A 20265-nucleotide genomic window follows, 5' to 3' on the forward strand; every position below is an offset into this window, starting at 1 on the left:
TGGAGACGAGGTCGGGCTCGATGAAGTCGGCGCCCTGGCGGACGGCGAGGCGGTAGGACTCGAGCGTGTGCTCGGGCCGGTAGCCGCTGGCGCCGCGGTGGCCGATCACGAGGGGCTTATCGGTGCCGTGGCGACCGGTGGCGGAGGCGGCGGTGGGCAGCAGGCCCGGTGCCGCGATCGCGCCCGCGCCGGCCACGGTCAGGGAAAGAGCGGTACGTCGTCGCATGCGCCGCAGTCAATCGACGTCCCACGACGGGCGCTTGGCCGCGCGGTGAACGTGGTAAGAAATGCCTGATGCGCCGCACCCTGCAGCACCCCGCCCGGCTCGTGCCGTTGGCGTTCCTCGGCGCCGTGGTGGTCGGCACGTTGTTGATGATGCTGCCGGCCGCCCGGGTGGAGCCCGGAGCGACGCCGTTCGTCACGGCCCTGTTCACCGCGACCTCCGCCGTCTGCGTGACCGGGCTGGCCGTCGTGGACACCGCGACCTACTGGACCGGCTTCGGCCAGGTGCTGCTGACCGTGCTCACCCAGATCGGCGGCTTCGGCATCATGGCCATGGCGACGCTGCTCGCGCTGCTCGTCTCGCAGCGGCTGGGGCTGCGCAGCCGGTTGATGGCCCAGGCCGAGGACTCGTCGCTGCTGCTGGGCGACGTGCGCCGGGTGCTGGGCCGGATCGCGCTGACCATGGCGACGTTCGAGCTGGCCATCACGGTGGTCGTCGGTGCACGGTTCTGGCTGGCGTACGACTATCCGATCGGCAAGGCCACCTGGTACGGCCTGTTCCACGCGGTGCAGGCGTTCAACAACGCGGGCTTCGCGCTGTTCAGCGACTCGCTGGTCGGGTTCGTCGACGACCCGTGGATCTGCGTGCCCCTGGCCATCGGGGTGATCGCCGGCGGCATCGGCTTCCCGGTGCTGTTCGAGCTCTACCGCGAGATCGGCACCCCGAGCAAGTGGTCGACGCACACCCGGCTGACCGTCTTCGGCGGCATCGTGCTGCTGATCTTCGGCTTCGTCTCGCTGCTCGGGCTGGAGTGGGACAACCCCGGCACCCTCGGGCCGCTCGGGGTCGGCGAGAAGATCCTGGCCGCGTTCTTCCAGGACACGATGACCCGGTCCGGCGGGTTCAACACCGTCGACGTGGGAGCGTTCCACACCGAGTCGCTGGCCCTGTCGACCGCGCTCATGTTCATCGGCGGCGGCAGCGCGAGCACGGCCGGCGGCATCAAACTGACCACGTTCTTCCTGCTGGCGTACGTCATCCTGGCGGAACTGCGCGGTGAGCCGGACGTCACGATCGGCAAGCGCCGGATCGCGGAGTCCACCCAGCGCCAGGCGATGACGGTGGCCCTGCTCGGCGTGGGCCTGGTGGCGACCGGCACCTTCGCGCTGCTGGAGGCGACCACCGGCGTCTCGTTCGAGGACGCGCTGTTCGAGGTGACGTCGGCCTTCGCCACGGTCGGGCTGTCGACGGGGATCACCCCCGGGCTGCCGCACGCCGGCCAGCTCATCCTGGTTGTCCTGATGTTCATCGGCCGCGTGGGCACGATCGCGGTAGGGTCGGCAATCGCCCTGAACACGCAGCGCCGACTGTACCGATACGCGGAGGAGCGACCCATCGTTGGCTGACATCGGACATGACGACAACGTCGTGGTGATCGGGCTCGGCCGCTTCGGCGGCGCGGTCGCCGGCTCGCTGCAGAAGATCGGTCACGAGGTGCTCGGCATCGACAACGACCCCAAGCTGGTGCAGGAGTGGTCGGAGCGGCTGACGCACGTGGCCGAGGCCGACGCCACCGACGAGGACGCGCTGCGCCAACTCGGCGTCGCGGACTTCACCCACGCGGTGGTCGGCATCGGCACGCACATGGAGCACAGCATCCTGACCGTGCTGGCGCTGGTCGAGATCGGCGTGCCGCACATCTGGGCCAAGGCGATCTCGACGAAGCACGGCAAGATCCTCTCCTCGGTCGGTGCCACGAAGGTGATCTACCCGGAGTCGACGATGGGCGAGCGGGTGGCCCACCTGATCGGCAGCCGCATGATCGACTTCATCGAGTTCGACGACGACTTCGCGATCGCCAAGACCCGGGTGCCGCGCGGCGTGATGGGGCAGACGCTGGCGCAGTTGGCGCTGCGCACGAAGTACGGCATCACCGTGGTCGGCGTGAAGGAGCCCGGCAAGGAGTTCGCGTTCGCCACCCCGGACACGATGATCCCGGAGGACGCGACCCTGATCGTCTCGGGCAAGGCGAAGAAGGTCGAGAAGTTCGCACAGGCGACCTAGTCGTCGTCCTCGTCCTCGTCGTCGTCGCCCTTTCCCTTGCCGCTGTGGGAGCCCGGGCCCTTGCCGCTCGAGTCGTCCTTGGCCTTCGGGGGCTTCGGCTTCGGCTTCGGCTGCTGCTTCGGCTGCTGCTTCGGCGGCGCGGGTTGCCGCACCACCGGCTGCGTCGTGGTGACGGTCGACAGCTTCGGCGCGCAGAACGCCCCGTCGAGCCGGAACTCGACCGGGAATGCGTTGGACCGCCCGTAGCTGCCGGTCAGCCGCATGCCCGCCGAGCCGCCGGCCGGCACGGCCGCCGGTTCGGCCGGCTTGAGCACGACGTCGTTGCCCTGCTGGTGGACGGTCGCGGCCGCCGCCCGGGTCAGCTTCTGGTCACCGGGGAAGCTGAACGCCAACGACCAGTCGGTGACCGGGACGCGGCCGGCGTTGACCACGGTCACGTCGGCGTCGAACGACCCGCCCGAGTCGCGCCGCAGCGCGTAGCGGACCTCGCAGGCCGGCGCCTCCGCGGCGGCCGCGGGGGCGGCGAGCGCCGTGGTCGGGCCCGGGCCGGAGCCGCCGCCGGAGCCGCGGGCCACGGCCAGGCCGGCGCCGGCCGCGCCGAGCACGACGACGGCCGCGGCCGCACCGACGACGACCTGGTGCCGGCGGCTTTTCAGCAGGTCACGCACCACGGCCGCGGGCGCGACCCCGCGGGCCGCGGCTTTCACGGGGTCGCCCGTCCGCGGCAGGATCGTGGTGTTGCCGAACGAGCCGCCACCGATGGCGGGGGCCGGCGACACCGGCCGCGGGAGGTGACCGATCGCCGCGGCCAGCACGCCGACGACCTCAGCGGTGGTCGGCCGCTCGCTCGGCGCCTTGGCCAGGCAGCGCATGCACAGGTCGGCCACCTCCGCCGGCAGCCCGTCGACCGCGGGCAGCGGGTCGGGCGCCGTGTAGAGGTGGCAGCGGAGCAGTTCGGTGCGGGTCCGGCCGGACCACGGCAGCCGGCCCGCGAGGCTGCGGTAGAGCAGCAGGCCCAGACCGTAGACGTCGGCCGCGGCCGAGACCTGACCGCCGTCGAGCCGTTCCGGTGCGATGTAGGCCGGCGTGCCGAGCAGCGCGCCGTCCGGGCCGATCTCCTGCTCGCCGACGACGGCCGAGATGCCGAAGTCGAGCACCTTGGCGCCGGTCGCGCTGAGCAGCACGTTGCTCGGGGTGACGTCGCGGTGCACGACACCGCGGGCGTGCGCGGCGGCCAGCGCCGAACCGATCTCGGCGCAGATCGCGACCGCGTCCTGCCACGGCATCGGCGTGGTGACGGCGGTCAGCGGCACGCCGTCGACGAGTTCCATCACGACGTACGGGACGCCGCCGGACTCGCCGTAGTCGTACACGCCGGTGATGTGCGGGTGGCTCAACCGCGCGGCGGCCTGCGCCTCGGCCCGGATCTGCTCCCGGAACGCCGGGTCCGCGGCCAGCGTCGGGGCGAGCACCTTGATCGCGACCTGCCGGCCGAGCACCTCGTCGTAGCCGCGCCAGACCACGGACATCCCGCCCGCGCCGAGCCGTTCGACCAACCGGTAGCGCCCACCGACCGTTGCCATGCGTCATGTGTTGCCCGGTGAGCGGCGGTTCGAACCCGCCACGTGCGGTTTCGGTCAGCCGCCGGTGGCCAGGAGCTGGTCCACGGGCGCGTACTCGTCGGTGAGGACCTCCGCGTCGCCGACGAACGCCGCGAGCTCCGCGCCCTCGATGATGGTGGTCGCGCCGCCGTCGTCGTCCTCGGTGAGCCGCATCCGCAGCTGGTCCATCGGCAGCGGGGCCGGTGAGGCGACGATGACGAAGTTGGAGCCCTGCTCGCCGGCCAGCGACCGCTCCGGCGCGATCAGCGCGACGTGCGCGAACTCGGCCTGGACCGTGGCCACCTCGGCCTTGATGAACCGCAGCGGCGGATAGTCGATGACGTTCTGGGCGTAGATGCCCTCGGGCCGGGTCACCCGGCGGATGTCGGCCGCCATCTCCCGGGTGGCCAGGTGCCAGGGCACCACGAGGTGGCCGAAGGCGTCCCCGATCACGAGGTCGGCGCTGGCCGTGGCCCGCTGCGCGAGCAGCATCCGCGCGTCGCCCACCTTGGTGGTCAGGTGCGGACCCTGGCTCACGCCGAGCTCCCGCTCGTCGAGGTCGACCAGCGCGCCGTCCAGCTCGTACACCTCGTTGGCGCTGCCTGGCCGGGTGGCGGTGACGTAGCGGGGCATGGTGAAACCGCCGCCGCCGAGGTGGACCGCGTCGACGCGCTCGGTGCCCGGCTTGACCGCGCCGGCGACCGCCCCGAGCCAGCGGGTGTAGGCGAACTCGAGGTAGGTCGGGTCGTCCAGGTCAACGAAAGAGTGGCGGGCCGAGTTGAGGTAGAGCGTGCGACCGCCCTCGCGGGCCGGGTCCTCGACGACGGCGGCGCAGTGGTACGCGGTCTCGATGTCGCACGGCGTCGGCGCGGCCGCGGAGAGCCCGGCGCCGGCGAGCCCGACGACGGCGAGCATCGCGCCCGCGCGGCTGGTGCCGGCCAGCGCGAGCCGGTCGGTGCGGCGCAGGTAGTAGCCGACGCCCAGGCCGGCCAGCCCCAACGCGACGGCCAGCGCGATCAGGATGACCGAGGTCGGCAGCGCCGCGACCAGGATGAAGCCGGTGACCAGCGTCGCGGTGACCGCGCCGAGCGTGCCGACACTGGACAGCTTGCCGACCACCTGGCCGGTGTTGCGCAGGTCGCCGAGCTGGAGCTTGACCACCAGCGGGGTGACCGCGGAGAGCAGGAAGGCCGGCACGAACACCGCCAGCGCGGTGAGCAGCAGGATGCCGCTGACCGCTTCGCCGCGCAGCGCCTCGCCCGCGTAGCGGACCACCGGCAGGGTCACCGCCGTCGCGATGCCGGCCAGCACCAGCGCGCCCGGCAGCAGCGTGCGCGGGTCGCGCTTGTCGGCGATGCGCCCGCCGGTCCAGGCGCCGTAGGCGATCGCCGCCAGCGCGACGCCGATCACCGAGCTGGTCACCTGGAGCGTCACGCCCAGGTAGGGACCGACCAGTCGCAACGCGACGGTCTCCAGCACGAGAACGGCGCCGCTCGACAGGAACACCAGGAAAGCGGCCAGGCCGCCGGGCAGGGGGCGCCGTTCGGGCGCTTCGACCGCTGTCGCGGTGGTCTGTTCCATTCCGTCAGGGTACGGCGGTCACAGCATGGACAGGTGCACGTGGTTGGTGTGGTCGGCGGCCGGGTCGCCACCGCCGCTGTAGGACTTCCAGCCCGTGCCCGGCATCCAGATCCGTCGATACCAGATGACGTACATCACCCCGAGCGCGTTGGCGTTCTTGATGAAGAACGACGCCAGATTGTCGCCGTAGGCCTTGTCGGAGCCGGTCGCGCTCTTGTTCTCGAAACCACCCTCGGCCGCCGCGAAGTCACAGGCCCGGCCCTTGGGGTGCTCGCCGCCGCCACCGGAGCGGTGACACGAGACGTAGTGGTCGAAGTCCGCGGCCTGCGCCTGCCGCAGGGCATGCAGCGTGCGCGGCGTGATGCAGCCGCTGGCCGGCGTCGGGTCGTCGATCGTGCAGGACTCGGAGGGCCAGGAGCCGTCGGAGTTGCGGGGCGCCGGCTTCGCCGCCGGGGAGTTGGGGTTGATATAACCACCGCTGTTCGCGCCACCGCCGATGGTGCGCAGCGCCCGCTCGGCGTCTTCCTTGCGCTTGGCCAGCGTGGCGACCTGCTTCTGCTGCTCGCGCACCTCGGCGTCGAGTTGAGCCCGGGCCCCCACGGCCGCGGCCTGCGCCTCCGCGTAGCCGCGCAGTGCGCCCGCGTCGCGCTGGGCCATCAGCTCCAGGCTGCCCGCGCGCTGGAGGAAGTCGTCCGGCGAGGCGCTGTTGAGCAGCGCCGAGACGGTGGTGAGCCGGCCGGTGCGGTAGGACTCGACCGCCATCACGCCGACCGTGTTGCGGGTCGTCTCGACCTGCGCCTCGAGCCGCTTGACGTCCTTGTCGAGCCGCCAGGCCCGCCGCTTGGCGTCGTCGAGCTTGCGCTGCGCCTCGACCTGGCCCTTGGCCGCGGCCTCGAGGTTGTCGCGCAGCTTCTTCTCGTCGTTTTCCTTGGGCGCGGGGTTCGGCGCGGCGGCCGCGCCCGTGACCGGAGCACCGACCGCTACCGTCACGGTCGCGATCAGTGCGGCGAGCAGGGCCCGCCACCGGTATCGCGTCACCGTACGAGGCACTGCGATTCCCTTCCGTCACAATGGATCCCCCGCTGACCGCCGGACAGCGTACCCGATGGGGATCTGTCCGGGGTCCCCGCGAAATTCGACTACGGACAGTCAGGGAATGAGTGCGCCCGCCACCGTCTGCCAGGTCGGCTCGTCGATGGTCGCCAGCAGCCCCTCGCCCGGATCGGGAGTGACCAGATAGGGCCGGCCGTCGAGGCGCCGGGTCACGCCGCCCGCCTCGCGCACGAGCAGGGCGCCCGGCGCGTGGTCCCACGGCCAGGTGCGCCAGAACATCGCGAACTGCTGCTTGCCGCCGACCAGGTCGAGATATTCGCGGCCGGCGCAGCGCTGGCCGTTGGTGACCGAGCCCAGCCGCACCGTGCCGTTCTCGACCTTGGCCTTCAGGTCGGCCGGGTAGTAGGTGGCCGGGGCCACGCCGCGAAGCTGCTCCGGCGACAGCGGCGCGGTGGGCTCGATCCGCCGGTCGTCGAGGTACGTGCCACCGCCGGCGACCGCGTGCCCCATCTCGTCCGCGATCGGGTCGTAGATCCAGGCGGCGGCCGGGCCGGTCTCGTCGATCAGCGCCACCATCAGGCAGAACGGCCCGTTGCCGTCGGCGTAGTTGGCCGTGCCGTCGATCGGGTCGACGATCCAGGTGGGCGCCGGGCCACCGATGCGGGTCAGCAGGCCGGAGTCGGCCGCGTAGGCCTCCTCGCCGACCACGACCGAGCCGGGCAGCAGGTCGAGCAGGCCCGCGGTGAGGGCCTCCTCGGAACGGCGGTCCGCGACGGTGACCACCTCGCCCGGGCCCTTCTCGCCGATCTCCGACGCTTGCAGGTGCCGGTAGGAGGGCAGGACGACGGTGGCGGCGACGTGCCGGACGAGCGCGCTGACCTGGCCGCCGAGTTGTGCGTCGATCACGTGTTCACTTTCAGTTGCGCGGGGGGAGCTTGACCACACTGACGAAGAACTCGTCGATCTGGCGTACGACCGAGATGAAGCGCTCGAAGTCGACGGGCTTGGTGACGTAGGCGTTGGCGTGCAGTTGGTAGCTGCGCAGGATGTCCTCGTCGGCGGCCGACGTCGTCAGCACCACGACCGGGATCCGGCAGAGTTCGTCGTCCTTCTTGATCTCCTCCAGCACCTCGCGGCCGTCGCGGCGGGGCAGGTTGAGGTCGAGCAGGATCAGGTCGGGGGCGACCGCGTCGGCGTACTGGCCTTCGCGGCGCAGGTAGGCCAGCGCCTCCGCGCCGTCGGACACGACGGTCAGCCGGTTGCGCAGCTTGTGCTCCTCGAACGCCTCCTGCGTCATGAGCACGTCGCCCGGGTCGTCCTCGACGAGCAGCACCTCGATGGGGCTCTTGCCGTCGGCTGGTGCGGTCATGCCGCCACTTCCTTTACGCCCGTCGTGTCGTGGGTGGGTTCGGCTTGTGCGGGTGGCTGGTCCTCGACCAGCACCGGGAGCGTGAACCGGATGATGGTGCCCTCGGTGGCCTCCACGTCGACCCAGATCCGGCCGCCGTGGTATTCGACGATCTTCTTGGCGATGGCGAGCCCGATGCCGGTGCCCGGGTACGCGTCCTTGGAGTGCAGCCGCTGGAAGATCACGAAGATCTTGTCGGCGAACTCGGGCTCGATGCCGATGCCGTTGTCGGCACAGCTGATCTCCCACTCGTCGCCGACCCGGCGGGCGGAGACCTCGACCCGGGGTGGCACGCCCGGCCGGCGGAACTTGATCGAGTTGCTGACCAGGTTGGTCAGCAGGTTGGTGAGCAGGGCCTCCTCGCCCAACACGGTCGGCAGGTCGGCGAAGACGAGCTCACCGCCCGCGTACTCCCGGGCGTTCTCGGTCTGGCTGCTCACCTCGGCCATCACCCGGTCGAGGTCGACCTCGACGAAGCCGGTGTTGACCCGGCCGATCCGGGAGAACGCCAGCAGGTCGTTGATCAGCCGCTGCATCCGCTGGGCGCCGTCGACCGCGAACGCGATGTACTGATCCGCCCGCTCGTCGAGCTGGCCGGCGTAGCGCCGCTGCAGGAGCTGGCAGAAGCTGGCCACCTTGCGCAGGGGCTCCTGCAGGTCGTGCGAGGCGACGTAGGCGAACTGCTCCAGGTCGCGGTTGGACCGGATCAGCTCCTCGGCCTGGCGCTGGAGCTGGTTGTTGACCCACTCGACGCGCTCCCGGGACGCCCCGACCTCGGCCAGGTCGGCCGCGATCTGCTGGCGCATCGCGTCGATGTCGTCGGCGAGCCGGCTCAGCTCCGGCGGGCCGACACCGGCGATCTTCCGTTGGTAGTCGCCGGCGCGCACGTCGCGCACCTGGTCGGCCAGGTCGGTGACCGGGCCGATGACCACCCGGTTGAGCGACAGCAGCAGCGCGACGCCGGCCACGACGATCACGGCCGCCGCCACGACGAGCAGGAAGACCAGCGTGTTGCCGGTGTCCCGGGCCCGGTCGGCGGCCTTGTCGCGCAGCTCCAGCATCTGCCGCTGCAGCTCGTCGAGGGAGGCGCGCATCTCGTCGAAGCGCACCCGCGCCTGGTCGGTGACGTAGCCGCGGGCGGTGGCGATGTCGGGCGCGGCCACGACGGGCTCGGCGACGCTTGTGCGCCAAGCGGTGGCCTGCTCCTCGATGCGGTCGAGCTGGCGGGCGATCTCCGGCTCGTCGCGGAGCAGCGGGCGCATCGTGGCGACGAGATCCCGCTCGGTGGCCACACCCCGGGTGTAGGGCTCGAGGTCGCCACGGTCGCCGCTGACGGCGTACCCCCGGATGCCCGTCTCCTGGTTGACCAGCGCCGTCTGCAGCCCTTGCGCGCTGGTGCGCAGCGGGCCGGTCTTGTCGAGCAGCGTGTCGAGGTGGTTGCGGTTCTGCGCGGCGACGCCGGCGGCGAACACCGCGATCAGCACCAGCAGGACGCCGACGATCGCGGTGAGTGTGATCACCCGGCGTCGCAAGGTCCACGTCCTCATCGGCCACCGCCCGCGCTGACCAGCAGCATGGCGACGTCGTCGGCGAACTGGCCGCCGTTGGCGTCCTCGGCGCGGCCGACCAGCCAGGCGGGCAGGTCAGGCAGCGGCACGCCGCGGGCGGCCTCGACGAGGTCCACGAGCCCCGGCACGTCCAGCCGCTCGTCACCCGCGCCGACGCGACCCTCGATCAGGCCGTCCGTGTACATCAGCAGGGACCAGTCATCGCTGTCGAACTCCAGGTCGTAGGCGCGCGGGGGACGTGGCGCCACACCGAGGACGAGCCCACCGGGCGCCGGTACGGGTGCGACAGTACCGTTGCTCAACAGCAACGGTGGCGGATGACCGGCCAGTCGGACGGTCGCCCGGTTGGCCCGCAGGTCGAGCCGGACCGTGGCGACGGTCGTGAACGTCTCGGGCAGCCGCCGCTCGCTGATCAGCACCTGCTCCAGCGCCGGCAGCACGGCGTCGTCGGGCACCCGGGCCAGCACCAGCGCGCGCCAGGCGACCCGGAGCATCACGCCGAGCGCGGCCTCGTCGGCGCCGTGCCCGCAGACGTCGCCGACGATCAGGTCGACCCGGTCGGGCGTGCTCTGCACCACGTCGTAGAAGTCGCCGCCGATCAGCGCCGCGTGCCGGCCGGGCCGGTAGAACGGGTGGACCGCGATGCGGTCGGTCTCCATCAGCGGGCGCGGCAGCAGGCCGCGTTCGAGGCGGGCCGACTCGGCCTGGCGCAACTCGACCTCGCGCAGCCGCAGCGCGTCGTCGTCGGCCCGCTTGCGCTCGACCGCGTAGCGCAGCGCGCGGGTCAGCAGCACGCCGTCGACCTGGCCCTTGACCAGGTAGTCCTGGGCGCCCTCGGCGACCGCGACGACACCGAGGTGCTCGTCCTGGCGGCCGGTGAGCACGCAGACGGCGGCGCGGCCGGACTGGGCGAGCACCTGGCGCAGCCCGTCGAGGCCCTGCGCGTCGGGCAGACCGAGGTCGAGCAGCACGCAGTCGGCGCCGGCCATCAGCGGGCGGGCCTCGGCAAGGCTCTTCGCGTTGACCAGGTCGACGGCCGCGTCGGCCTCGTCGAGCAGTTCACCGACGAGGAACGCGTCGGCGTCGTCGTCCTCGATGAGCAGCACGCGCAGCCGCTGCACGGAGCGTTCACGCCCCGCGCCGGCAGGCTGGGGCGGCACCGCGACGGCAGCCACCCGGTTCTCGGTCACGTCACCACCCTCTCGTACCGCTGCTTGCCCCCGCTCAACTGACCCCGCGGTGTGCAACCGTATGGCACCGTGCACCCACCGTGCCAGGCAGACCCGCCCACCGGGCCCGGCGTGGATCTAAGGTGATCTCACTTTTCCGGAAGGAGACCCGGGTGTCCGCAGGAGTACAGGAGCCGGCCGCCCCGGTCGTGCCGCCCGCCGACCGTGCGCTGGCCCGCCCCGTGCGGCGCGCGCTGACCGCGCTCGCCGCCGTCGCGGTGCTCGTCGCGATCGGCGTCGTCTCGTTGCTGGACATCCGTCCGCCCTCCCCCGCACCGGCGTCGGCGCCGGCCGACACGTTCAGTGCGGGGCGCGCCGCCGCGCACATCGACACGGTCGCGGCGCGCACCCACGTCACGGGGAGCGCCGCTAACGACACCGTGCGTGACTATCTGGTGGAAACGCTGTCAGGTTTCGGACTGCGCACCACGGAGCAGGACGCGACCGGCGGCGAGGCGGGCGACCTGAGCGGCAGCCACGGCGCGGCCGGCGTCGCCCACGTCCGCAACGTCGTCGCGGAACTGCCGGGCACCGACCCGACCGGCACCGTGTTCCTGGTCGCCCACTACGACTCCGTGCAGATCGGCCCGGGCGGCAACGACGACGGCGCCGGCACGTCGTCGATCGTCGAGGTGGCCCGCGCGCTGAGCCAGGCCGGCCCGCTGCGCAACAACGTGGTGTTCGTGCTGACCGACGCCGAGGAGGCGTGCCTGTGCGGCGCGTTCGCGTTCGCGTCGGCGCACCCGCTGGCCGCCTCGGGCGGGGTCGTCCTCAACCTCGAGGCCCGCGGCAGCACCGGCCCGGTCATCATGTTCGAGACGTCCCGCGACAACGCGAAGCTGGTCGACGTGTTCGCCCGGTCGGCGCCGCACCCGGTGGGCACGTCGTTCGCGGTCGAGGTCTACCGGCTGCTGCCGAACGACACCGACTTCACGGCGTTCCTGGACAACGGGTTCGTGGGGCTGAACTCGGCCTACATCGACGGTGGGGCGATCTACCACACGCCGCTGGACACACCCGCGTCCGTGGATCGGCGGACGTTGCAGCAGCACGGCGACAACGCGCTGGGGCTGGCGCGGGAGTTCGGGGCCGTCGATCTGGCCGCGTTGCGGGCGGGCGGCGACGCCACCTACTTCCCCGTGCCGGGCACGCTGGTCGTCTATCCGGGCTGGCTGACGTGGCCGCTGGCGGTGCTCGCGCTGGCGCTGGTGCTCGGGCTGGCCGTGCTGGTGGTGCGGTCGGGCCGGGCGACCTGGCGCCGGGTGGCCGGCGGATTCGGTCTCGCCCTGCTGCCGATCGTGCTGGCGCCGGTGGCGGCTCAGTTGCTGTGGGCGCTGGTCACGGCGCTGCGGCCCGGTTACGCGTCGCTGCTCGATCCCTACCGGCCCACGCTGTGGCGGCTGACCGTCGTGCTGCTCGCGGCGACGGTGCTGATCGCCTGGTACGCGCTGCTGCGGCGCCGGATCGGGCCCGCGGCCCTGGCTGTCGGCGGACTGGGCTGGCTGGCGGTGCTCGGGTTGGTGCTGGCGGCCCTCACGCCGGGCGGTTCCTATCTGGCGGCGCTGCCCGCGCTGGCCGGTGCGCTCGGCGGGATCGTGGCGCTGCGGCTGCGCGGGGTCTGGCCGGTGGTGGCGCTGACGGCGGCGGCCGCGGTCGCGGTGGTCATCCTGGCGCCCACGGTCGTGCTGCTCTTCCCGGCGCTGGGCATGGCGATGGGCGGGGTCGGCGCGCTGTTCGCGGTGCTCCTCGGCCTGGCGGCGCTGCCGGTGCTGGACCTGCTGCTGCCCGCGGCCGGTGGCCAGCGCGGCCTGGTCGCGCTGCGGGCCCGGCGACTCGGGCTCGGCGTGCCGGTGCTGGCCCTGGTGGCGACTCTGGCGGTGGGCGGGTCGGCGTTCGCGGTCGACCGCTTCGACGCGGCACACCCGGTGCCGACCCATCTCATGTACGCGCTGGACGCCGACAGCGGCCAGGCGAAGTGGGTGAGCTACGAGTCGTCGCCGCAGTCGTGGACCGCCGGGTACGTGACGTCCACGGAGGAGATCGGCACGGCGTTCCCGGACGTGGGCGACGAGGCGGTGCGGACGGGCCCGGCGCCGGCGGCGTCGTTGCCGCCCGCCAACGTGACGGTGGTGTCCGACACGACCGCGGGACCGGTACGCACGCTGCGCCTGCTGGTGGACCCGCAGCGACAGGTCCGCCTGGCGAGCCTGCACGTCGACGCGGCGACGGCGACCGTGGAGCGGGCGTCGGTGAACGGGTTCGCGGTGCCGGTCGAGCCGTCGGGGCCGTGGTCGTTCGGGCTGGTCTTCCACGCCCCGGGCGACGCCGGCTTCGCGGTGGAACTGACCTTGCGCCCGACGGGCCGGGGCCCGGTCCGCCTGCGGGTGGCCGACGGCAGCGACGGGCTGGACGACCTGCCGGGCTTCCGCGCCCGCCCGCCGGGCGTCGGCATCCAGGGCAGCCACAGCTCGGAGTTGGTCCTGGTCGCCAAGACCTACAGCTTCTGAGCTCGCGGTCAGGCGGCGCGGTGGCGGCCCGTCAAGGTCGCCGGGCGGCGTCGGCGGCGGAGCAGGGTCATGGCGGTGCCGGCGAGCAGGAACGCTGCCGCGAGTGCGGTCAGGCGGGGGATCGTGCCGGTGGGGATGAGCTTGTCGTCCTCCGACCGGAGGGTGACCGCGGCCGGGGCTTCGGTGCCGTTCGGGCCGCCGGCGGTGCCTGACTGCGGCCCCGCCGGGGCCGGGGCGGGGGCGGCCTTCGACGCGTTCTCCGCGTCGGCCGCCGTCGCCGAGCCGTAGCCGCTGGCGTCGAGGCCCGTGAGCGGGTTGATGTTCGCCGAGAGCGGGATGGTGTCCGCGGTGTCCGATGTGTCGGCCAGGTCGCCGCGGTCGCCCATCGCGCCGCCGTTCGAGTAGCCGCCGCCGTCGCTGTAGCCGCCGTCGCTGTAACCCGTGCCGCCGTCGCTGTAGCCGAGGCCGGGGTCGGTGTAGCCGGGGTCGGTGTAGACCGGGCCCGGGTCGGTGTAGCCGCCGCCGTCGCTGTAGGTGCCGCCGGCCGCCGGTCCCGGGTCGACGTACGTGCTGCCGCCGCCGTCGTAGGCGGTGCCGCTGTCGTACGCCATGCCGTTGCCGTTGATCGTGCCGTTGTCGGCCATCCCGCCCGTCGGCAGGTCACCGCTCGCGACGGTGCCCGGGACCGAACCATCCGCCGGCGGCACCTCGACCGGCGCCGCGTCCTGACCGGGCAGGTCGACCGGTGCCTGCGGCAGCGTCGGAGTGGGCGTCGGGGTCGGCGTCGGCGTCACCGAGGGCGTCGGTGTCGGCGTCGCCGCGCGGCCCACCAGGCCGGCCGGCAACACGTTGTCGAGGTACATGTCCGCCCTCGGAATGGTCGCCACCGCGACCGCCAGCCCGCCGACGACAGCGGCCGCCGCCAGGGCGGCGCGCACCGATCCCCGCATCTCGTTCCCCCGAATCAGACATGAGACGCACCCATGTGCGATGCTGCCCGATCCGGGGCAAAAATGTGGAGATTTGTCTACTTCCACCTAAAATGAACGAAAAGGCGGCCGAAGTTCTTCGAGTCCTTCTCGACCCGGTGGTAGAGCTGCTTGACGTCCTTCTGGTCGAGGAAGCGCAGCACCTTCTTCTTGAGGGCGCCGGATCCCTTGCCAGGGATGATCTCGACGAGGGTGGCCTTCTTGGCCACGGCCTCGTCGATGATCCCGCGGAGTGCCCGGTCGATGTCGGAGCCGCGGTTGTAGATGTCGTGCAGGTCGAGCTTGAGCTTCACCGGGGGTTGACCTTCGACTCGACGCGCTCCAGCGCCGCCGCGTAGTCGCGGTGGTCGGCGTGCATCGCGGCGGCGATCCGCAGGTGGGTCAGCGCCTCCGACTGCCGGCCCTGCCGCTCGAGCGTGCGGCCCAGCACGTGGTGCGCGTAGTGGTCACTGGGGTCGCGGTCGACCAGCGCCCGCAGCTGCTCCTCGGCGCGACCGAGCTGCGCCGACTGGAAGTAGGCCCGGGCCAGCAGCTGGCGCACCGACGCGTTGTCGGGCTCCGCCACCACGATCGGCTCGAGCAGCCGCGCCGCCCCGGCCGGGTCACCGGCTTCGAAGAACAGGGTCGCCCGGCGGTACTCCTCCAGGAGATCCATTTCCACCTCCACCTTCCTCAGGGCCGCCGCAGCGACCAGGCCCGCACGCCACCCAGAATGCCGGCGGTGTTCGGCACCACGACCACGTCGTCACCCATCCGGGCCAGCTGCTCCGGGCGGACCAGCCGGGAGTTGCCGCCGCCGAGGTAGAGCCGGTCCCAGAGGAAGACCGGCCGCAGGCCCTCGACCACCGTGCGGATCCGGCGCGACCAGAACGCGTCGCCCAGTCTGCGCCGCTCGTGCTCGCCGATGTACGTGTCGTAACTCATGCCCCAACGCACCGGCGCCTGCGAGAATTCCAGGTGCGGCGCGAGCGCCCCGCCGTCGAAGAGGGCGCAGCCGAGCCCCGTGCCGAGCGTGATCACGAGCTCCAGACCGGCCCCGGCGACCACACCCGCCCCGTGCACCTCGGCGTCGTTGAGCACCAGCACCGGCGTGCCGAACGCCTCCGCGAGCGCGGCCTGGGCGTCGAACCCGGTCCAGTCGCCGACCAGGTCCGGGTCGACCTTCGTACGCGGGCCGGATCGGGTCACGTAGTGCGGGGTCGCCACCACCACGCCGTGCCGGATCATGCCCGGCATGCCCACCGTGACCCGGTCGGCCGTGGGCAGCCGGGACGCGAGATCCAGCAGTGTCTTCACGAAGAGCGAGGTCGGCAACGGGTACGGCGTCGGCACGCGCAAGGGCTTGGCCCGCATCGTGCCCGCCTCGTCCAGCACCGATGCCTTGATCCCGCCGCCCCCGCAGTCGATCGCCAACGTCGTCACCACCCGCTCAGTCTGCCAATCACGACCGCGTCGCGCCTAAACGGAGCGGAAGATCGCCTCCGCCCCGGATAACATCGGCCTGCCATGACCACGCTGATCGCCAAAGACCTCGCTGCCGGCCACGGCGACAAGGCCCTCTTCTCCGACCTCTCGCTCGTGGTCGCACCGGGCGACGTCATCGGCCTCGTCGGCCCCAACGGCGCCGGCAAGTCGACCCTGCTCCGGACGCTGGCCGGGCTGATCCCGGCCGAGCAGGGCAGCATCGCGCTGAACCCGCCCACCGCGACGGTCGGCTACCTCCCGCAGGAGCCCGACCGGCGGCCCGGCGAGAGCGTCCGGGCGTTCCTGGGCCGGCGCACCGGCGTCACGGCCGCCCAGGAGGCGCTGGACGAGGCGACCGCGGCGCTCACCGAGGGCCGGGCCGGCGCCGACGACGCGTACACGATCGCCCTTGATCGTTGGCTGACCCTCGGCGGCGCCGATCTCGACGACCGGCTCGCCGAGATCGACCTCGGCTTCTCCGCCGACCTGCCGATGACCGCCCTCTCCGGCGGCCAGGCGGCCCGGGCGGGGCTCGCGTCGCTGCTGCTCAGCCGCTACGACATCTTCCTGCTGGACGAGCCGACCAACGACCTCGACCTCGCGGGGCTGGCCCGGCTGGAGGAGTTCGTCACCGGGCTGCGCGCGGGCACCGTGCTGGTCAGCCACGACCGCGAGTTCCTGGCCCGCACCGTGACCAGCGTGCTCGAACTCGACCTGCACCAGCAGCAGGTCAACCTCTTCGGCGGCGGCTACCAGTCGTATCTCGAGGAGCGTGCGGTGGCCCGCCAGCACGCCCGGGACAACTTCGAGGAGTACGCGCAGACGAAGGCCAACCTCGAGGCGCGGGCGCGTACCCAGCGGAACTGGATGGAACACGGTGTCCGCAACGCGCGCCGCAAGTCCAAGGACAACGACAAGATCGGCCGCAAGTTCCGCGCCGAGGCGACCGAGAAGCAGGCCGCCAAGGCCCGCCAGACCGAGCGCCTGATCGAGCGGCTGGACGTGGTCGAGGAGCCGCGCAAGGAGTGGGAGCTGCGGATGACGATCGCCGCGGCGCCCCGGGCCGGCGCCGTCGTGGCCACGCTGCGCGCGGCGACCGTCCACCGTGGCTCGTTCACCCTCGGCCCGGTCGACCTGCAGATCGACTGGGCCGACCGGGTCGCGATCACGGGACCCAACGGCTCCGGCAAGTCGACGCTGCTGGCCGCGTTGCTCGGCCGCCTCCCGCTGGACGCCGGCGCCGCGCACCTCGGGCCCGGCGTGGTCGTCGGCGAGGTCGACCAGGCCCGCGGCGCCTTCGTCGGCCCCGAGCCGCTGGTCGACGCGTTCCGGGCCGCCGCGCCCGAGATGGCTCCCGACGAGTCGCGGACCCTGCTCGCCAAGTTCGGCCTGCGCAGCGATCACGTGCTGCGACCCGCGGCCACCCTGTCGCCCGGCGAGCGCACCCGGGCCGGGCTCGCGCTGCTGCAGGCCCGCGGGGTCAACCTGCTGGTGCTCGACGAGCCCACCAACCACCTCGACCTGCCGGCGATCGAGCAGCTTGAGTCGGCATTGGACGGTTATCAGGGCACGCTGCTGCTGGTGACGCACGACCGCCGGATGCTCGACGCGGTGCGGGTCAACCGGCGCCTCGCCGTGTCCGCCGGCCGGGTGTCCGAGCTTTAGGCTTGACTTATATAACCCGCTGCTAGACAGTCGAGACGTGCACGCGTTCGACGTCCTCGGCGACCCGGTGCGGCGGCGGATCCTGGAGCTGCTGGCCGACGGTGAGCTCGCGGCCGGCGAGATCGGGGCCGTCGTGCAGGCGGAGTTCGGCATCTCGCAACCGGCCGTCTCGCAACACCTGCGGGTGCTGCGCGACAACGGGTTCACCACCGTGCGCGCGGCCGGGACGCGCCGCCTCTACGCGGTCGACGCGACCCCGCTGCAGGAGGTTGATGCCTGGTTGGACCGTTATCGCCGGTTCTGGTCGCAGCGGCTGGACGCACTGGAGACGGAACTAGCACGTGGCCGGCGCGCCCGGCCGCCCCGCTAGATCCGATCTAGCGGCGCGTCTCGCGCCTTCCTGGTGAGAGGGAGGTGGTCACCATGAGCGACGCGCCGTTGCGGTTGGCGGTGATCATCGGGAGCACGCGCGAAGGGCGGGTCGGCGATCGGCTGGCCCACTGGTTCGTCGCGCAGGCTTCCGGGCGTACCGAGGTCAAGGTCGAGGTCGTCGATCTCGCGTCGTTCGCCTTCCCGAACGGCTATCCGAACCGGGCGACGCCCGCGATGTCGGCCTTCGCCGCGTCGGTCGAGCGCGCGGACGCGTTCGTCGTGGTCACCCCGGAGTACAACCACAGCTTTCCCGCGTCGCTCAAGCAGGCGATCGACTTCGCCTACGACGAGTGGCACGCGAAACCGGTCGGCTTCATCTCGTACGGCTGCCGCTCGGCCGGGCAGCACGCGGTCAGCCAGCTCCGCGCGGTCTTCACGGCCCTGCACGCGATGACCGTGCGCGACGGGGTCGGCGTCGACCTGCTCGACGGCGACGACGTCGAGTCACTGCTCGCCGCGGAAACGCCGGTGCAGGCGGCCCAGGTGCTGCTCGACCAGCTCTGCTGGTGGGGACTGGCGCTGCGGGACGGCCGTACCGCCCGCCCCTATGTCTCTTGATCTTTATGTTTCTCGGGAGGAAACCATGAGCGACCGCTCGACTGGCCACGCGATCGAAGCGGAAGGCCTGGTGAAGACGTTCGGGAAAACCCGGGCGCTGGACGGCATCGACCTGCGGGTGCCGGCGGGGAGTGTCTACGGCCTGCTGGGTCCGAACGGCGCCGGCAAGACGACGGCCGTACGCGTGCTGGCCACGCTGACCCGCCCCGACGGCGGTTCGGCGCGGGTGTTCGGGCATGACGTGCTGCGCGAGGCCAACGCCGTGCGGTCCAAGGTCAGCATGACCGGGCAGTACGCGTCGGTCGACGAGGACCTGACCGGGCTCGAGAACCTCGTGCTGCTTGCTCGCCTGCTCGGCCACCGCAAGCCGGCCGCTCGCGCACGGGCCGAGGAGCTGCTCGCCGCGTTCGGGCTGACCGACGCGACCGACCGGCAGGTGAAGAAGTACTCCGGCGGCATGCGGCGGCGGATCGACATCGCCGCGAGCATCCTGAACACGCCGGAACTGCTCTTCCTCGACGAGCCGACGACGGGTCTCGACCCCCGCAGCCGCAGCCAGGTCTGGGAGATCATCCGCTCGGTCGTGGGGCACGGCACGACGGTGCTGCTGACGACGCAATACCTGGACGAGGCCGACCGCCTGGCGTCCCGGATCGCCGTGGTCGACCACGGCAAGGTGATCGCCGAGGGCACGCCGGGCGAGCTGAAGTCGTCGATCGGCTCGGGCACCGTCCACGTGCGACTGCGGGACGCGGGCGCGCGGCCGAAGGCGCTTTCGGTCTTGTCACTGGCGTTGGGCACCGCGGTCGAGCCGGACGCGGACCCGGTTTCGCTCACGGCGCGGGTCGACGGGTCCGACTTCGAGGCGAGCACGCAGGCGGCGCGGGCGCTGTCCGAGTTGGCCGCCGCCGGGATCGTCGTCGACGACTTCTCGCTCGGTCAGCCGTCGCTCGACGAGGTGTTCCTGGCGCTGACGGACGCTGTTCCTGCTGCTTCTGCTGCTTCTGCTGCTTCTGCTTCTGCTTCGGCTGAGATGGAGACCGCCCGATGAGCACCGCCGCCACCACCACGTCCGACGTCCAGACCGTCTTCGTCCCGTCGCCCGAGACGCTGGGTGCGGTCCTCGCGCCGGGGGCCCGACCGCCAAGGCCGAGCGCGTGGTCGGCGTCGGTCACGTTCGGCTGGCGGGCGATGCTGAAGATCAAGCACGTGCCCGAGCAGCTCTTCGACGTCACCGCCTTCCCGATCATCATGACGCTGATGTTCACGTACCTGTTCGGCGGCGCGATCGCCGGCAGCACGGACGCCTACCTGCAGTTCTTCCTGCCGGGCATCATGGTCACCAGCGTCGTGATGATCACGATGTACACGGGCATCGGCCTCAACACCGACATCGAGAAAGGCGTCTTCGACCGCTTCCGTACGCTCCCGGTCTGGCGCCCGTCGGCCCTGGTCGGCATGATCTTCGGCGACGTCCTCCGCTACATCCTGGCGGCGCTGGTCATCCTGGGCGTGGGCCTGATCCTGGGCTTCCGCCCCGACGGCGGCGTCATGGGCGTGGTCGCGGGCATCGGCCTGCTGGTCGTCTTCTCGTTCGCGTTCTCCTGGGTCTGGACGATGTTCGGCCTGATCCTGCGCAGCGAGAAGTCGGTGATGGGCGTCAGCATGCTGGTCCTGTTCCCGCTCACGTTCCTGAGCAACGTCTTCGTCGAGCCCTCGACGATGCCGGGGTGGCTACAGGCCTTCGTCAAGGTCAACCCGATCACCCACCTGGTGGACGCGATCCGCTCGGTGATGGCGGGGTCCCCGGACGCGTCGAGCATCATGTGGACCTTGATGTGGAGCGCGGGCTTCGTGGTGGTGTTCGGCTTCCTGACGATGTACCGGTACAACCGGCGCTGATCTCTTGTTCGCGCGGCCCCG

General features: G+C 72.1%; 20 protein-coding genes. 8 read left to right on the plus strand and 12 right to left on the minus strand.

What is annotated here, in order from left to right:
• Nucleotides 1-226 (minus strand): glycerophosphodiester phosphodiesterase family protein (locus tag Asi02nite_RS07835; protein ID WP_275410286.1); only part of this gene is annotated, 226 nt, incomplete at its 3' end.
• A 68-nt stretch (nt 227-294) separates the two neighbouring features.
• Between Asi02nite_RS07835 and Asi02nite_RS07840 the strand changes: the two genes are divergently transcribed.
• The gene (locus tag Asi02nite_RS07840) at nt 295-1629 is read left to right on the plus strand and encodes a TrkH family potassium uptake protein (RefSeq protein WP_203711503.1); all 1335 of its coding nucleotides are present in this window, start codon (nt 295-297) and stop codon (nt 1627-1629) included.
• A complete protein-coding gene (locus Asi02nite_RS07845; protein ID WP_239126559.1) occupies nt 1622-2287 on the plus strand; it encodes a potassium channel family protein in 666 nt (221 codons plus the stop codon). Before Asi02nite_RS07840 ends, Asi02nite_RS07845 begins: the two co-directional genes overlap by 8 nt.
• On the opposite strand, the gene Asi02nite_RS07850 is transcribed toward Asi02nite_RS07845, so the two are convergent.
• From Asi02nite_RS07850 to Asi02nite_RS07880, 7 genes are all read right to left on the minus strand, one after another.
• Complete coding sequence (locus tag Asi02nite_RS07850; protein WP_203711504.1) at nt 2284-3870, minus strand: serine/threonine-protein kinase; 1587 nt, start codon at nt 3868-3870, stop codon at nt 2284-2286. The genes Asi02nite_RS07845 and Asi02nite_RS07850 overlap by 4 nt on opposite strands.
• Before the next feature lie 54 nt (nt 3871-3924).
• Complete coding sequence (locus Asi02nite_RS07855) at nt 3925-5469, minus strand: fused MFS/spermidine synthase (RefSeq protein WP_203711505.1); 1545 nt, start codon at nt 5467-5469, stop codon at nt 3925-3927.
• Between the two features lie 18 nt (nt 5470-5487).
• Nucleotides 5488-6507 carry a coiled-coil domain-containing protein gene (locus tag Asi02nite_RS07860; RefSeq protein WP_505605310.1) on the minus strand — a complete coding sequence of 340 codons (1020 nt, stop codon included), beginning with the start codon at nt 6505-6507 and terminating at the stop codon, nt 5488-5490.
• 111 nt (nt 6508-6618) lie between these two features.
• Nucleotides 6619-7425: an inositol monophosphatase family protein gene (locus Asi02nite_RS07865; protein ID WP_203711619.1), complete on the minus strand. Its 807-nt coding sequence runs from the start codon at nt 7423-7425 to the stop codon at nt 6619-6621.
• A 13-nt stretch (nt 7426-7438) separates the two neighbouring features.
• Nucleotides 7439-7891 (minus strand): response regulator, encoded by a 453-nt coding sequence (locus Asi02nite_RS07870; protein ID WP_089255059.1) that lies wholly within the window; start codon nt 7889-7891, stop codon nt 7439-7441.
• Nucleotides 7888-9477, minus strand: a complete 1590-nt coding sequence (locus tag Asi02nite_RS07875; protein WP_203711507.1) for a sensor histidine kinase — start codon at nt 9475-9477, stop codon at nt 7888-7890. The genes Asi02nite_RS07870 and Asi02nite_RS07875 overlap by 4 nt, the downstream gene beginning before the upstream one ends.
• Nucleotides 9474-10688, minus strand: coding sequence for a PP2C family protein-serine/threonine phosphatase (locus tag Asi02nite_RS07880; RefSeq protein WP_373312181.1), 1215 nt, complete (start codon nt 10686-10688; stop codon nt 9474-9476). The genes Asi02nite_RS07875 and Asi02nite_RS07880 overlap by 4 nt, the downstream gene beginning before the upstream one ends.
• Before the next feature lie 152 nt (nt 10689-10840).
• Between Asi02nite_RS07880 and Asi02nite_RS07885 the strand changes: the two genes are divergently transcribed.
• Nucleotides 10841-13234 (plus strand): M28 family peptidase, encoded by a 2394-nt coding sequence (locus Asi02nite_RS07885; protein WP_239126560.1) that lies wholly within the window; start codon nt 10841-10843, stop codon nt 13232-13234.
• Between the two features lie 8 nt (nt 13235-13242).
• Here Asi02nite_RS07885 and Asi02nite_RS07890 read toward each other — a convergent pair whose 3' ends face one another.
• From Asi02nite_RS07890 to Asi02nite_RS07905, 4 genes are all read right to left on the minus strand, one after another.
• Nucleotides 13243-14184, minus strand: a complete 942-nt coding sequence (locus Asi02nite_RS07890) for a hypothetical protein (RefSeq protein ID WP_203711508.1) — start codon at nt 14182-14184, stop codon at nt 13243-13245.
• A 77-nt stretch (nt 14185-14261) separates the two neighbouring features.
• Nucleotides 14262-14516 (minus strand): Smr/MutS family protein, encoded by a 255-nt coding sequence (locus Asi02nite_RS07895; protein ID WP_203711509.1) that lies wholly within the window; start codon nt 14514-14516, stop codon nt 14262-14264.
• Nucleotides 14513-14878: a tetratricopeptide repeat protein gene (locus Asi02nite_RS07900; protein ID WP_203711510.1), complete on the minus strand. Its 366-nt coding sequence runs from the start codon at nt 14876-14878 to the stop codon at nt 14513-14515. Before Asi02nite_RS07900 ends, Asi02nite_RS07895 begins: the two co-directional genes overlap by 4 nt.
• 17 nt (nt 14879-14895) lie before the next feature.
• A complete protein-coding gene (locus tag Asi02nite_RS07905; protein ID WP_203711511.1) occupies nt 14896-15648 on the minus strand; it encodes an ROK family protein in 753 nt (250 codons plus the stop codon).
• Between the two features lie 81 nt (nt 15649-15729).
• Between Asi02nite_RS07905 and Asi02nite_RS07910 the strand changes: the two genes are divergently transcribed.
• From Asi02nite_RS07910 to Asi02nite_RS07930, 5 genes are read left to right on the plus strand one after another with little or no spacing between them, the layout of a single operon-like run.
• Nucleotides 15730-17352: an ABC-F family ATP-binding cassette domain-containing protein gene (locus Asi02nite_RS07910; RefSeq protein ID WP_203711512.1), complete on the plus strand. Its 1623-nt coding sequence runs from the start codon at nt 15730-15732 to the stop codon at nt 17350-17352.
• 37 nt (nt 17353-17389) lie between these two features.
• A complete protein-coding gene (locus Asi02nite_RS07915) occupies nt 17390-17722 on the plus strand; it encodes an ArsR/SmtB family transcription factor (RefSeq protein ID WP_203711513.1) in 333 nt (110 codons plus the stop codon).
• A 53-nt stretch (nt 17723-17775) separates the two neighbouring features.
• Nucleotides 17776-18342, plus strand: coding sequence for an NADPH-dependent FMN reductase (locus tag Asi02nite_RS07920; protein WP_203711514.1), 567 nt, complete (start codon nt 17776-17778; stop codon nt 18340-18342).
• 25 nt (nt 18343-18367) lie between these two features.
• Complete coding sequence (locus Asi02nite_RS07925) at nt 18368-19393, plus strand: ATP-binding cassette domain-containing protein (protein ID WP_203711515.1); 1026 nt, start codon at nt 18368-18370, stop codon at nt 19391-19393.
• Nucleotides 19390-20244, plus strand: a complete 855-nt coding sequence (locus Asi02nite_RS07930; protein ID WP_203711516.1) for an ABC transporter permease — start codon at nt 19390-19392, stop codon at nt 20242-20244. Before Asi02nite_RS07925 ends, Asi02nite_RS07930 begins: the two co-directional genes overlap by 4 nt.
• Nucleotides 20245-20265: the final 21 nt, after the last annotated feature.

The sequence above is a fragment of the Asanoa siamensis genome, from assembly GCF_016862555.1.
In the GTDB taxonomy this organism is placed as follows: Bacteria; Actinomycetota; Actinomycetes; order Mycobacteriales; family Micromonosporaceae; genus Asanoa; species Asanoa siamensis.